Here is a 13720-nt window from a genome sequence, read left to right as displayed (position 1 = left end):
CCCGGCCCTCAGTCCCCGTCGGCGGAGTGGGAGCGCGTCCACAGGGGCAGGGCGAACCAGCAGAGCAGGTACCAGGCGAGGACGCCGGAGACGAGCCAGGGGACGTACGCGTCGTGCGTGACCACCCGCAGGACGAGGAAGAGGGCCGACGTCAGGGTCGCCAGGAGCAGGACGAGACCGGTGAAGGTGAGGCGTGAGGCCCAGACGACCGCCTGGGGCTTGATCCGCCGCCCCGCCACGATCCGGTGGAAGGCGACGGGACCGATCAGCGCGCCCGTGGCCAGGGATCCGAGGACGACCGTGACGACGTAGATCGTCTTGTCCGTCTGGTCGAGCCCCTGGAAGTGCGGGGTGAAGACCACGGTGAGGAGGAAGCCGAGGAGGATCTGCACGCCGGTCTGCGCCACCCGGATCTCCTGCATGAGATCCGCCCAGCGCCGGTCGGCCCGCTCCTCCTCGGTCTCGTCGCGCCCGTGGCGACGCCCGTCCCTCCGGTTCGGCTCCGCCTCCATGAGGGGTCTCCTTCCCCGGGAGCCCGGTGGTCAGGCGCGGCCCGCGGCCTTCTGGCTCCGGCGGGACAACGAGTCGACGACGACGGCGGCCAGCAGCACCGATCCGGTGATCATGAACTGGACGGCGTTGCTGACGCCCATGATGTTCATGCCCGACTGGATCGATCCGATGACCAGGGCGCCGAGGAGGGCGGACCAGACCGAGCCGCGCCCGCCGAACAGGCTCGTACCGCCGATGACGGCCGCGGCGATGACGTTCATCAGCAGGTTGCCGCCGCCGGAGGTCTGGCTCGCGGACTGGATCTGGCCGGCCAGGAAGAGGCCGCCGACCGCCGCCATGGTCCCGGAGATCGAGAAGACGCTCATCCGGACGAACGGCACGCTGATGCCGGCCCGTCGCGCGCCCTCGATGTTCCCGCCGACGGCGAAGATCCGCCGCCCGTAGGTCGTGCGGCGCAGCACGAAGTCCAGGACCACCAGCAGGATCAGGAAGATGAGGAGCGCGAGCGGAAGCCCCTGGTAGCGGTTCAGGATGTACGCCGCGACGAACGCGATCGCGGCGATCACGGCCGTACGGAGCACGATCTCGGCGACCGGCCGGAACGGCACCCGGGCGGCCCTGCGGCGCCTGGCGTCCAGGAGCGAGGCCGCGAGGAAGAGCCCGACCCCCACGGCCGCGGTCACGTAGGCCGCTGCGGGGCTGTGGAAGATCGTCGAGTAGAGCTTGGAGACGATGCTCTCGCTCGGGATGTTGACCGTGCCGCTGGACCCCAGGATCTGGAGCATCAGACCGTTCCAGGCGAGGTTGCCCGCGAGGGTGACCACGAACGCCGGCACGCCGACCTTCGCGAAGAAGAAGCCGTGGATGAGCCCGACGGCCGCCCCGCCCGCGATGGCGACGAGGAGCGCCAGCCACTCGTTCATGCCGTTCAGGACGTTGAGCACGGCGAAGATGGCGGCGCACAGGCCGCTGACCGAGCCGACCGACAGGTCGATCTCGCCGAGCAGCAGGACGAAGACGATGCCGACGGCGATCATGCCGGTGCCGACGATCTGCTGACTGAGGTCGGAGAGGTTCTGGGCCGAGAGGAAGGTGCTGTCGAGGCTGCCGAAGACCGTCCAGATGATGATCACCGCGACGATGACGGGCAGCGACCCCAGCTCTCCGCTGCGGATCTTGCGGCGGAACTCCCCGAGGTACCCCTTCAGACCCTCCTCGCGCACGAGCAGCCGGGTGTCCACCGCGGGCATCGACTCGGGCGCCGGCTGCTGGGCGGCGGAATCGCCGGAGGCGCGGTCACGTCTCATCCCTCCTCCTCCCGCTTGCGGGCCTGGCGACGGGTGACGGCGCTGTCGGTGGCCCCGGTGATGGCGGAGATGATCTCCTCGGTGGTCGTGGAGCGCTTGTCGAAGAGGCCGTTGTTCCGGCCGAGGCGCATGACGGCGATGCGGTCGGCGACCGCCATCACGTCCACCATGTTGTGGCTGATCAGAATGGTGCCGAGACCGTGCTCGCGGAGCCGCTCGACCAGGTCGAGCACCTCGGCGGTCTGCTCCACGCCCAGGGCGGCGGTGGGTTCGTCCAGGATGACGATCCGCGGGTCGCCGATCAGGGAACGGGCGATCGCGACGGTCTGGCGCTGGCCGCCCGAGAGGGAGGCGACCGGGATCCGGACGCTGGGGATGCGGATGGAGAGCGTGTCGAGCAGTTCGCGCGAGCGCTGCTCCATCCGCACCTCGTCCAGGACGCCGAAGCGGCGCAGTTCGCGGCCGAGGAAGAGGTTGCCGACCACGTCGAGGTTGTCGCACAGGGCGAGGTCCTGGTAGACGGTGGCGATGCCGAGGTTCTGGGCGTCGTGGGGCCGGTTGACGGAGACCGCCCGGCCCTCCCACTCGATGACGCCTTCGTCGGGCGGGTTCACCCCGGCGATCGACTTGACGGCGGTGGACTTGCCGGCGCCGTTGTCGCCGACGAGGGCGACGACCTCGCCGGCGTGGACCTCCAGGTCGAAGTCCTTCAACGCCTGGACCGCGCCGAACCGTTTGGAGATCCCCCGCAGGGTGAGCACGGCTGGCTCCGGCAAGGGAACCGCCTCCTCCGCTCGCGCGAACCGCTCCGCGGCTGTTCGAGACCGGCTTCTTCGAGACCGGCTTCTTCGAGGCCGGCTGTTCGAGACCGGCTGTTCGAGACCGGTTTATTCGAGACCGGCGTCCTTGCAGGCCGCCGCATAGGTCGGGGTGCAGATCTCCTGGACCGTGTAGAGCCCGTCCTTGACCACGGTGTTCTTGATGTTGTCCTTGTTCACCACGACCGGGTCGAGCAGCCGGGCCGCGACCTTGCGGTCACTGTCGCTGTTGACGCTGGTGGGGACCAGGTCGGACGACAGCTTCTTGCCCTCCGCCAGGTCGACGGCCATGGTGGCCGCGATGTCGGCCTCCGGCTTGTACGGCTTCTCGACCGTGATCGTCTGGGTGCCCAGCAGGAGCCGCTGGATCGCGTCGAGTTGGGCGTCCTGGCCGGTCAGCGGCACGTTCATGCCGGCCGCCTTGAGGGCGGTGGCGATGCCGGCGGCCAGTCCGTCGTTGGCCGAGTAGACACCGACGATCTTGTCCTTGCCGAGGGAGCTGATGGCGCCGGACATCTGCTGGTTGGCGTTGTTCGGGTCCCAGTTGGGGGTGTCGTACTCCTTGCCGATCTTCACCTTGCCGTCGAGGACGGAGTGCGCTCCGGCCTTGAACTCGGCGGCGTTCGGGTCCGTCGGCGACCCGTTGTGCATCACGATCTCGCCGCTCTCGGCCTTGTCGCCGAGCGCTGCGAGGAGCGCCTTGCCCTGCAACTCGCCCACCTTGTGGTTGTCGTACGAGACGTAGGCGTCGACGGGGCCCTGGGCGAGGCGGTCGTACGCCACGATCTTGACGCCCGCGTCATGGGCCTTCTGCACGGAGGACTGGATGGACTTGGCGTCCACGGCGTCGAGGATGAGGACCTTGTCGCCCTTGGCGAGCGCGGTGTTGACCTGCTGTTGCTGGGTGGTGGCGTTCTCGGCCGCGTTGTAGTAGTCGATCTGGGCGTCGGGCGCCAGTTCCTTGATCTTCTGCTCGATGTAGGGCCGGTCGAACTTCTCGTACCGGGTGGTCTTGCTCTCCGGCAGCAGCAGACCGATCTTGACGTCCTGCTTCTCGCTCCCCGCGCCCAGGGCCGTCGCGCTGGTCGCCGCCACTCCGAGGGAGAGGGCTGCGGCTCCGGCCAGGGCTATCGCGCTCCGCAAAGTACGGGTCATCGGAGGCTCCTTTCGTACGCCCCCTCTCCCTCACCTCCTGCGTGCGGGAACGAGGATGCACATATGGCCTATATATCGACATTAGCGGCAACCTGGGGACCGGCAAGCGGGTGGGACCCGGAGCCGGACCCCGGCCCGGATGCCGCCGCGCGGACCGAGGCTGGCGGGACGCTGCCGGGAGTGGGACGATTTGTACGAAGCGACAACGGGCCCGCGCCGGCGCATCGGCTTCCGGCGGGGTCCCCCGTCGAACGAAGAGGGCGACATGCCTGTCATCACCGAAACCATCGACATCTCCCGCAGGCCCGCGGAGGTCTTCTCCTACGTGACCGACCCGACGCACCTGACCGAATGGCAGGAGAGCGCGGTCTCGGTCCACAAGATCGGCGACGGCCCCCTCGCGGTCGGCTCCAAGGCCGCCGTCACCCGGCGGATCGGCAGGCGGGAATTCACCTCGACCATGCAGGTCATCGGGTGGGAGCCGCCGAGGCACTGGCACGTGCACGGCATCGACGGCCCCGTCCGCGGCGACGTGCAGGGCACCATCGAGCCCCTGGACGACGGCGAGCACTGCCGTCTGACGCTCTCCCTCGACTTCGAGGGACACGGCGTCGGCAAGGCCCTGATCCCCCTCGTCGTCCGCCCGCAGGTGCGGAGGGAGACGCCGAGGGACGAACTGACCCTCAAGGGCATCCTGGAGAGCGGCACGGGCGGCACGGGCGACTGACGCCGGACGGCGGGGCGTCAGCCCGTGGAGACCGGCCGCTCGAAGAAGGTCTCCGGGGACACCGTCGCCTGCGTGCCGCTCGCGCCCTCGATCGCGTACAACCGGCGCAGCACCTGCTGGAGCCGCACCGTGGTCGTGGTGCGCACCTTCACCAGCACCGAGGCGCTGCAGGCGATGACGTGCGCCTCCCGGATCTCGGAGATCGCGGCGAACGCCGCCGCGCTCGCGCAGCTTCCGCACCCGCTCGTGCGCGGCGCCGGCCGACAGGCCGACCGCCCTGCCGAGCACCGCGTACGCCTGAGTGGCGTCCCGCTGCGGCTCGGCGAGCAGCGCCCGGTCGATGGCGTCCGGGCTCCCCTCCGTCGTCCCCGGCTCCCCTCCGTCGTTCCCGTGCCGGAGAGACACGTCAGTAGTGGCTGTTCATCGCCGTGCGCACCTCGGCGAGGGTCGCGTCGGCGACCGCCCGGGCCCGCTCGTTGCCCTCGCGCAGGACCCGGCGGAGGTACGCGCGGTCCCGTGCGTACTCCGCGCGGCGGGACCGGATCGGCGCCAGGTACTCGTTGACCGACTCCGTCACGGTCCGCTTCAGCGCGGCGGCGCCCGCGGAGCCGATCTCGGCGGCGACCTCCTCCGGGGCACGGCCCTGGCAGAGGGCCGCGAGCAGCAGGAGGGACGACACCTCGGGCCGGCCGGCCGGGTCGTAGGAGATGTGGCGCTCGGAGTCGGTCTTCGCGCCCTTGACCAGCCGGGCCGTCTCGTCGGCCGTGGCGGCCAGGGCGATGGCGTTGCCCCGGCTCTTGCTCATCTTGGTGCCGTCCGTCCCGAGCAGCAGCGGGGCGTCGGACAGCAGGGCGTCCGGCTCGGGGAAGACGGCCGCACCGCTGCCGTAGCGGTCGTTGAACCGGCGGGCGACGGTCCGGGTGACCTCCAGGTGCGGCAGCTGGTCCTGGCCGACGGGGACGAGGTTCGCCTTGCAGAACAGGATGTCGGCGGCCTGGTGGACGGGGTAGGTGAACATCAGGCCGCTGACGGCGGACTGCCGGGAGTGGGCGATCTCGTCCTTGACGGTGGGGTTGCGGTTCAGCTCGGCCACCGACACCAGACTGAGGAAGGGCAGCAGCAGCTGGTTCAGGGCGGGGACGGCGCTGTGGGCGAAGACCGTGCTGCGCTCCGGGTCCACGCCGATCGCGAGGTGGTCGAGCACCAGCTCCTCGACGTGCTCGGTGAGGTGGTCCGCCACGTCGCGGTCGGTCAGGACCTGGTAGTCCGCGATGATCACGAACAGCTCCACCCCCAGGTCCTGGAGCCGGACTCGGTTGTGCAGGGTGCCGAAGTAGTGGCCCAGGTGCAGCCGCCCGGTGGGCCGGTCGCCGGTCAGGACGCGGAACCGCCCCGGGGCTTCGAGGACCCGCTGCTCCAGGACCGCGCTGCGCGTCCGCGCGGCGGTCGTCCCGAGGGCGTCGTCGGTGGGGAGGTCGGTGGGAGCGGGGATGGTGGGGGCGAGGGTGGTCATGAGGTCTCCTGGTCCGGGTCGGTGGCGCCGTCGGGACGACAGGACCCATGAGCAGGAAACGCGAAAGGGCCGTTCGTCCGAACGGCCCGGTCGTGCGCGAGGGGTGGCCGCTCCTAGGAGGAGCGCCACCAGCTGGGACACGACGACAGATGCATGGCGCCAGCCTAGCGCCCCGCGGCCGGGGCCGCGGGGCGTTTCGGGCGGGACCCGCCGGGAGCCGTCAGGACAGCAGGACCGGGAGGTCGAAGAGGTCGTTCTGGGTGACGACCGGCTTGTTGCGGAGCTCCTCGCGCGGCACCGCGAGGCGCAGCTCCGGGAAGCGCCCGTACAGGGCGGGGAGCGCCACCGACGCCTCCAGGCGGGAGAGCGCCGCGCCCGGGCACACGTGCGGGCCGTGACCGAACGAGATGTGCCGGTTCGGCGTCCGCGTCACGTCGAACTCGCCCGCCGTCGGACCGTGCTGCTCCTCGTCCCGGCCGATCGCGCCGAACGACACGATCAGGGCCTCCCCCCGGGGCAGGACCCGGTCGCCGACCTCGATGTCCTCGGTGGCGAAGCGGATCAGCACGTGCGAGGTGGGCGTCGACCAACGCAGGGTCTCCTCGATCACGTTCTCCCACGGCACCTCGCCCTTGAGCACCAGGGCCCGCTGCTCGGGGTGGGTCTCCAGGGCGACCACGGCGTTCACGATCAGGCTGATCGTCGTCTCGTGCCCGGCCGCCACCATCAGCTGGAGGGTGTTGGTGATCTCTTCCGTGGTCAGCCGGTCACCGTTCTCCGACGCCTCGATCAACGCGCTCGTGAGGTCGTCGCCCGGACGCTCCGTCCTGCCCGCCACGATCCCCGCGAACAGGGTGCCCAGGTCCGCCATCATCTGCGGCACCTCCTCGGGCGGCGTCTGCGTCGAGAAGAACTTGTCGAACAGCGCCTTCATCCGCGGGTGGTCGGCCGGGTCGACGCCCATCAGCTCGCCCACCACGTTCATCGGCAGCGGGTACGCGAACTCCGCCTTCAGGTCCACGACCTCGCCGGACGGCCGCTCGGCCAGCCGGTCGAGCATCCCCGCGGTGAGCGCCTCGATGCCCGCCCGCAGCCGCTCCACCCGACGTGCCGTCAGCGCCTGCGCGACCAGCGAGCGCAGCCGCCGGTGCTCCTCGCCGTCGACGGTCAGCATCGACCGCCCCGGGTTCGCGAGCCCGATCAGCGGCCAGTCCAGGGGTATCTCGCCGCGCTGCCACGCACCCCAGACCTCGATGTCCTTGACGAGCCGGGCGTCGGTGAGCAGCTTGCGCGCCTCGGCGTGCCGGGTGACGGCCCAGCAGGGCACTCCGCCGGGCAGGACGACGCGGGCCAGCGGGCCGGCGGCGCGCAGCCGGGCGCTCTCGCCGTCGAGGTCGCCGACGAACGGGTCGAGGGCGATCGCGTCGGTGCCGGACGTGGCGGTGTGGTCGTACGGGCAGCTCATCCGAGGGCTCCAAGGGCGGGGGTCGGGGTGTACGTCACGGGGAGCGCGGTCAGACCGCGCAGCCAGGGGGAGGGGCGGCGGGCGAGGGCGCCCTCGGCGACCGCGAGGTCCACGTCCGGCAGCCGGTCGAGCAGCACCTCGATCCCCGTCCGGGCGATCGTCTCGGCGACCTCCTGCGCGGGGAACGGGCAGCGGTGCTCGCCGTGACCGAAGGAGAGGTGGGCGTTGTTGCCGCCGGTGAACGCGCCGGAGTCGGTGCGCACGTGCGGATCGGAGTTGGCCGCGGCCAGACCGAGCAGCAGCAGGTCGCCGCGGCCGATCCTCCGCCCGCCGAGGCGGGTGTCGCGCGAGGCCCACCGTCCGGCGACGTTCTGCGTCGGGGTGTCCTCCCACAGGACCTCGTTCATCGCCTCGCCGACGCTGTGCCGGCCGCCGGCGAGCGAGGCCGCGAACCGGTCGTCGGTGAGCATCAGGCGCAGCGAGTTGCCGATCCAGTCGGCGGTCGGCTGGTGGCCCGCGGCCATCATCACCATGAGGTCCTGGGCGACCTCCTCGACGGTGAACCCGGCGGTGTTGGCGAGCATCCGGGAGGCGACGTCGTCCCCCGGCGCCTCGGCCTTGGCGGCGAGCAGCGCGAACATGGACTCGGCCAGGTGGCGCTGGCCCTCCAGCGCGCCCTCCTGACCGTTGATCATGTCGTTCATGGCGGTGACGAGCCCGGGGCCCTGCTCGTCGGCGAAGCCGTAGCAGCTGGCCAGGACCCGTACCGGCAGGAGCATCGCGTACTCGGCGATGATGTCGCAGGAGCCCTTGCCGCACAGCCCGTCGATGAGCTCGTCGGCGAAGCGCTCGGTCCGCTCCCGCAGGACGAACGGGTCGACCCCCTCCAGGGCGTCGGAGACCACCCCGGCCCGTTCGCGGTGCCGCTCGCCGACGGTGTAGAGGATGGACGGCTGCTTGCGGCCGATCATCGGCAGCAGCGGCCAGTCCGCCGGAACGGCGTCCCACAGGTTCCACAGCTCGGAGTCGCGGGAGAAGAGGACCGGGTCGCTGGTGACCTGGTGCAGCTCGCGGTAGCCGAGGACCAGCCAGGCGGGCACGTCCCCGTCGAGCAGGACCGGGGCGACGGCCCCGTGCTCGCGTCGTATCTGCCGGTACAGCTCGGTGGGGTCGGTCTGGAACCGGGGCCCGCTCAGCGGGACCGGCTGGGGCTCGGGGAGGGTCACGGGGTGGGCTCCGGGATCGGGTGGGGGGTCGGTCGCGAGGCCGCGACGACGGACCGCAGGTGTTCCACGAGCGAGATCAGCACCTGCTTGCTGGACTCGCGCGACCGGGCGTCGCAGAAGACCAGCGGCACCCCGTCGGCGAGGTCGAGGGCCTCGCGGATCTGGTCGGGCGTGTGGGCGGGGCCGCCGAAGTCGTTGCAGGCGACGACGAACGGCGTGCCGTGGTGCTCCAGGCGGTCGATCGCGTACCAGGAGTCGGCGAGGCGCCGCGTGTCGACGAGGACGACCGCGCCGAGCGTCCCGGAGAACAGCCGGTCCCACAGGAACCAGAAGCGCTCCTGGCCGGGCGCCCCGAACAGGTACAGCACGTTGTGCTCGTCCAGCGAGATCCGGCCGAAGTCGAAGGCGACGGTGGTGGCCGTCTTCGCGGCGACGCCGACGGTGTCGTCGACGCCCTCGCCGGCCTGGGTCATGGTCTCCTCGGTGTTCAGCGGACGGATCTCGCTGACCGAGCGGACCAGGGTGGTCTTGCCGACTCCGAAACCGCCGACGACGACGATCTTCAGTCCGTTGTCGGCGGTGCTGTGCAGGGTCCGGCGCTGTTCAGAGGTTACGGAGTCCAACGAGCACCTGCTCCAGGATGTCGTGATCGGGAAGGCGGTACGAGGCGCGGGGGTGCCGTGCGCTGATCCGGCCGGTGTCGTGCAGGTCGGCGAGGAGGATCCGCGTGATCGACACCGGCAGACCGAGCCCCGCCGCCACCTCCACCACCGCCGTGGGGAAGCGGCATATGCGCAGGATCGCGGCGTGCTCGGACTGCATGCCGGCGACCGGATCGCTCTCGGAGACCACGAGCGTCACCAGGTCGAAGGCGTCGGACCCGGCGCGGCTGCGGCCGCCGGTCAGGGTGTAGAGCCGGTCGGGAGAGTCGTCCCGGCCCGGCCTGCCGCGGCTCATCCCCGGGGCCTCGCGACCAGGTACTCGCCCAACTGCTCCACCAGTTCGGACATGTTGTGGCCCACGAGCCCGGCGTCGGCGTCCTCGTCGGCGACCAGCGCGAGGTGGGCGCCCTCGCCCGCCTCCACGATGAACAGGATGCCGCCGTAGAACTCGGCCATCGCGGAGCGGACCCCGCCCGTGCCGTCGCCGAACTCCACGGAGGCACCGTGCGACAGGCTCTGGATGCCGGCGGCGATCGCGGCGAGCTGGTCGGCCTGGTCGACGGAGAGCTCGGGGGTGCGGCAGAGCTTGAGGCCGTCCCGGGAGAGCACCAGGGCGTGGCGGGTGCCCGGGGTGCGTTCCAGCAGGCCCTCCAGGAGCCAGCTGAGCTTCTCGTCGGTGGTGGTGCCGGTCATGACGGGGTGCCTTCCGGGTGCGGGGAGTTCGAGGACGGCGGCGAGGTCCGCGGTGCGGACGGCCGGGCGTCGGCGGGATCGGACGGTACGGCGGGGGCGGGCCCGGCGGCGGTGGCCCCGGGGACGGCGTCGGAGGCGGCGGCCTCGGGGGGAGCGGCCTCGGCGGCGCCGCGGACCGCCTGGCGGAAGGTGCCGAAGCGCGTGGCCGCGCCGGCCGCGGCGCCGGTGCGCGGGCCCGCCGCGCGCGGCTTCACGGCGGCCTCCGGCCCCTCCGGGTGGGCGGCGGCCATCGCGCGGCCGCGACGGCGACGGGGCAGGCCGCTCTCGCCGAACCGGGGGTGTTCGCCGGTGCTCTCGGACGCACCGTCGTGGACGGTCTCGGGTTCGACGGCCGCGGCGGTGGCCGCAGGAGCCTCCGGAGGGACCGGCGCCGTCGGTCCCCGGCCCGTCACGGGCGGCAGGGCGGCGGGCGCGGCCGGAGTCTCGGCGGGCGCGTGGCTGATCAGGTCCTGGGGCAGCATCAGCAGGGCGCCGGTGCCACCGCGCGCCGAGGGACGGAACGACACGGTCAGACCGTGCTTCCGGGCCAGCCGGCCGACGACCGCCAGACCGAGACGGGTGCCGGAGAGGCCGGCCAGGTCCTGGGCCGTCGAACCGACCGCGGCCTCCGCGCGGCGCAGCTGCACGTCGCTCATCACCAGACCGCTGTCCTCGACCGAGATGATGACCCCGGCCGGGACCTCCTCCACGTAGACGTGGACCTCGGCGGTGGGCGGCGAGAAGTTCGCCGCGTTGTCCATCAGTTCGGCCAGCGCGTGCATGACGCCCTCGGCCGCGTGCCCGGCGACGGCCGCGTCGCTGCTGGAGTGCAGCCGCACCCGCTGGTAGCCGCCGATCCGCCCCATGGCGCCGCGGAGGATCGACTCCATGACGATGGGGCGGGCCCAGCGCCGGCCGGACCGGGCTCCGGTCAGTACGGCGACGGAGTCGGCGAGCCGTCCGGCCTGCGCGGTGCGGTGGTCGAGGTGGAGCAGGTCGGTCAGGACGTCCTCGTCGGCGTGCCGGTGCTCCATCTCCCGCAGGTCGGCGAGCATGCTCGTGGCGAGGGCCTGCATGCGGCCGGCCGCGTTGGCCGCGGCGGCCATGGCGGCGGACCGGCCGGACTCGGCGCGGCGCAGTTCGGCTTCGAGCCGCCGCACTTCGGCGGCCCGATCCGCCGTCAGCTCGGCGATCCGGGCGGTGTGGGCGCGGATCAGCTCCTCGGTCCGCGCCCGGTGGGCCGCCTCCGAGGCGGCGGCCTCCGTCTCGTACCGGTCCTTCGCCCTCGCCGCCCCGTCCGCCCAGTGGGCCGCCTGTCGGGCGGCCCGGGCCTCCTGGGCGGCGAGTTCGGCGGTGAGGGCCTCGACCCGCCGGCTCAGGGAGCGGGAGGTCCGCCCGTACCAGGTGACCGCGAAGGCGGCGGCCGCGAGGAGCAGGACGCCGCCGCCGGCGAACCAGCCGAGTGCGGGACGGACTCCGGGCGGCGCCGCGGCGGTCGCCGCGACGGCGATCGCACCACCCGCGGCGGCTGTCAGCAACGAGGCGAGCAGGGCAGGGCGGAAGGGGGTGGACGGCGCCGACATCAACCAGACTCTCGAGAACGGGGCACGCGGGGTGGGGAGTCGTAACGACGGCACTATAGATCCGATCTTGATCGGTTTGGAACCTCCCTTGATCGGATCGGTATTCAGATCGCGGAATACGTCGGCAAAAGCGATCAGCTCGATGACGCCGAGGGAGCCGCGTTGCGCCACACCGTCAGATCGAGCGTCATGTAGGTGCTCGGCGAGTCCTCCGGGGAGAAGGCCCTGACGGTGAGCAGGCCGAGGTGGCCCGTGCCCGTCGTGACGCAGACCTGACGGCCCGGCGACAGCTTGTTCACGTAGATGTTCTGGGTGAACCGGGTCTCCGCGCGGCACGCTTCGAGGGAGCCCTCCTGGCCCGGGTCGAGCAGCACCAGATTGCCGCCGCTGCTCTCGGCGTCGAGGTAGCCGCCCGTGTCGTAGGAGAGTTCGTAGTTGTTGTCCTCCCCGTCCTGCGGGCGCACGTTCTCGTCCCCGAGGGTCAGGTGGTAGCCGGCCGTGAGGTCGATGTCCTTGTACGTGGCCGCCTGCGGGGCCGGCGCCGTCGAGGGCTTCGGTGCGGAACTCCCGGCCCCGGTGCCGGTCCCCGTGCCCGTCCCGGTCCCCGTGCCTCCGGAGCCGCCCGCGTTCGCCGAACCCTTTCCGCCGGGCTTCCCGCCGGCGTTCGAGGACGCCTGCCCGTCCTCGTCCTTCAGCACGACGTAGGCGGTCGCACCGCCCGCGACGGCGAAGGCGAGGACGGCGGAAAGGACGACGACGAGACCGCGCCCACCGCCCTTCCTCCGCTGCTGGGACGGCTGCTGCGGCTGGTGGCCCGTCGGCCCCGGCCGGCCCGGCCAGGGCTGCTGCGGGTAGGCGGGAGCGGCGGGGCCCTGCGTCGGCGCGTACGCGAAGGCGGGCGTCGGAGCGGCGGCGACCGGGCCCGAGGGAGCGACGGGTCCCGACGGGGCGCCGGGGACGGTGCTCGGCGGCGGGCCGTAGCCGGGCGGCGCGGAGGGCACGGTCGGAGCCGTCGGCGAGTACGCCACCGGCGGCGCGGACGGCACGGAGGGCACGGCCGGTGCGACGGTCGGCGGCGGGGGCGTCTGCGGGGGAGCGGGCGCCGCCGCCCGGGCCGTGATCTCGGCGGAGACCGCGCCCGGCAGCCAGTCCTCGGGCCGGCGCAGCACCGTCGCCGCGTTCGCGGCCTGGCAGAGCCGGATGATCTCGGAGAGCGTCGGCCGGGCCTCGGGCTCCTTCGCGAGGCAGCGCGTGACCAGCTCGGTGAGCCGTTCCGGCACGGCGCTCAGGTCCGGCTCCTCGTGCACGATCCGGTACAGCACCCCGTGCCCGGTCCCCTCCCCGAAGGCCGGGACGCCCGTCGCCGCGTACGCCGCGACCTGACCGAGCGCGAACACGTCCGTGGCCGGGGTGACCGGGTGGCCCGCCGCCTGCTCGGGAGCCATGAACGACGGTGTCCCTATGGTGACTCCACTGCCCGTCAGGGAGGTCGCGTCGGCGGCGTACGCGATGCCGAAGTCGATGACGCGGGGCCCGTCGGCGGCGAGCAGCACGTTCGACGGCTTCAGGTCGCGGTGCACGATGCCCGCGCCGTGGATGACGTGCAGGGCCTCGGCCATGCCCGCGACGAGCAGCAGCACCGTCTCCACGGGCAGCGCGCCGTGCGCCACGACCGCGTCGGCGAGCGACGGTCCCGGCACGTACGCGGTGGCCAGCCAGGGCTGCGCGCCGTCGGGATCCGCGTCGATGACGGGGGCGGTGAACAGCCCTGGACGCGCTGCGCCGAGCGCACCTCCTGGGCGAACCGGCGGCGGAACTCCGCGTCCTCGCCGAACTCGGGACGGATCAGCTTGATCGCTACCGGCCGACCGCCGGGCGTGTACGACAGGTACACCTTGCCCATGCCACCGGCGCCGAGCCGGGCGGCGAGCCGATATCCGGCGACCGTCGTCGGGTCGTCCGCCGACAGCGGCCGGAACACCTCGGAGCCGCCCCGGTCCGCTTGCTGACCGCCCATGA

At 72.4% G+C, this 13720-nt stretch carries 12 protein-coding genes and 2 pseudogenes; 1 reads left to right on the top strand and 13 read right to left on the bottom strand.

What is annotated here, in order from left to right; translation table 11 throughout:
• Positions 1-8: 8 nt before the first annotated feature.
• From ACZ66Z_RS03770 to ACZ66Z_RS03755, 4 genes are all read right to left on the bottom strand, one after another.
• Entirely contained in the window at positions 9-512 is a 504-nt protein-coding gene (locus ACZ66Z_RS03770; protein WP_469932366.1) for a DUF6328 family protein, read from the bottom strand.
• Between the two features lie 30 nt (positions 513-542).
• Entirely contained in the window at positions 543-1820 is a 1278-nt protein-coding gene (locus ACZ66Z_RS03765; protein WP_469932365.1) for a sugar ABC transporter permease, read from the bottom strand.
• Positions 1817-2596 carry an ATP-binding cassette domain-containing protein gene (locus tag ACZ66Z_RS03760; RefSeq protein WP_469932364.1) on the bottom strand — a complete coding sequence of 260 codons (780 nt, stop codon included), beginning with the start codon at positions 2594-2596 and terminating at the stop codon, positions 1817-1819. The genes ACZ66Z_RS03765 and ACZ66Z_RS03760 overlap by 4 nt, the downstream gene beginning before the upstream one ends.
• Positions 2597-2707: 111 nt before the next feature.
• Complete coding sequence (locus ACZ66Z_RS03755; protein WP_469932363.1) at positions 2708-3793, bottom strand: substrate-binding domain-containing protein; 1086 nt, start codon at positions 3791-3793, stop codon at positions 2708-2710.
• Between the two features lie 265 nt (positions 3794-4058).
• On the opposite strand from ACZ66Z_RS03755, the gene ACZ66Z_RS03750 reads away from it, so the two are divergent.
• Positions 4059-4520 carry an SRPBCC family protein gene (locus ACZ66Z_RS03750; RefSeq protein WP_469932362.1) on the top strand — a complete coding sequence of 154 codons (462 nt, stop codon included), beginning with the start codon at positions 4059-4061 and terminating at the stop codon, positions 4518-4520.
• A gap of 17 nt (positions 4521-4537) precedes the next feature.
• On the opposite strand, the pseudogene ACZ66Z_RS03745 reads toward ACZ66Z_RS03750, so the two are convergent.
• From ACZ66Z_RS03745 to ACZ66Z_RS03705, 9 genes and pseudogenes are all read right to left on the bottom strand, one after another.
• Positions 4538-4925, bottom strand: a pseudogene (locus tag ACZ66Z_RS03745) (Lrp/AsnC family transcriptional regulator).
• A gap of 1 nt (position 4926) precedes the next feature.
• Positions 4927-6033 carry a tryptophan--tRNA ligase gene (gene trpS, locus ACZ66Z_RS03740; protein ID WP_469932361.1) on the bottom strand — a complete coding sequence of 369 codons (1107 nt, stop codon included), beginning with the start codon at positions 6031-6033 and terminating at the stop codon, positions 4927-4929.
• Positions 6034-6253: 220 nt separating this feature from the next.
• On the bottom strand, positions 6254-7498 hold the full coding sequence (locus ACZ66Z_RS03735; RefSeq protein WP_469932360.1) for a cytochrome P450 family protein: 1245 nt from the start codon (positions 7496-7498) through the stop codon (positions 6254-6256).
• Positions 7495-8724 (bottom strand): cytochrome P450, encoded by a 1230-nt coding sequence (locus tag ACZ66Z_RS03730; protein WP_469932359.1) that lies wholly within the window; start codon positions 8722-8724, stop codon positions 7495-7497. Before ACZ66Z_RS03730 ends, ACZ66Z_RS03735 begins: the two co-directional genes overlap by 4 nt.
• On the bottom strand, positions 8721-9347 hold the full coding sequence (locus ACZ66Z_RS03725; RefSeq protein WP_469932358.1) for a GTP-binding protein: 627 nt from the start codon (positions 9345-9347) through the stop codon (positions 8721-8723). Before ACZ66Z_RS03725 ends, ACZ66Z_RS03730 begins: the two co-directional genes overlap by 4 nt.
• A complete protein-coding gene (locus ACZ66Z_RS03720; RefSeq protein WP_469932357.1) occupies positions 9328-9681 on the bottom strand; it encodes a DUF742 domain-containing protein in 354 nt (117 codons plus the stop codon). The genes ACZ66Z_RS03725 and ACZ66Z_RS03720 overlap by 20 nt, the downstream gene beginning before the upstream one ends.
• Complete coding sequence (locus ACZ66Z_RS03715; protein ID WP_030690508.1) at positions 9678-10079, bottom strand: roadblock/LC7 domain-containing protein; 402 nt, start codon at positions 10077-10079, stop codon at positions 9678-9680. The genes ACZ66Z_RS03720 and ACZ66Z_RS03715 overlap by 4 nt, the downstream gene beginning before the upstream one ends.
• Complete coding sequence (locus ACZ66Z_RS03710) at positions 10076-11701, bottom strand: sensor histidine kinase (protein WP_469932356.1); 1626 nt, start codon at positions 11699-11701, stop codon at positions 10076-10078. Before ACZ66Z_RS03710 ends, ACZ66Z_RS03715 begins: the two co-directional genes overlap by 4 nt.
• Before the next feature lie 134 nt (positions 11702-11835).
• Positions 11836-13718, bottom strand: a pseudogene (locus ACZ66Z_RS03705) (serine/threonine-protein kinase).
• Positions 13719-13720 lie beyond the last annotated feature (2 nt).

This window comes from Streptomyces sp. NPDC107498, from assembly GCF_055582805.1.
The sequence above is the reverse complement of the archived record's forward strand: the minus strand, read 5'-3'. Positions and strand labels throughout refer to the sequence as shown.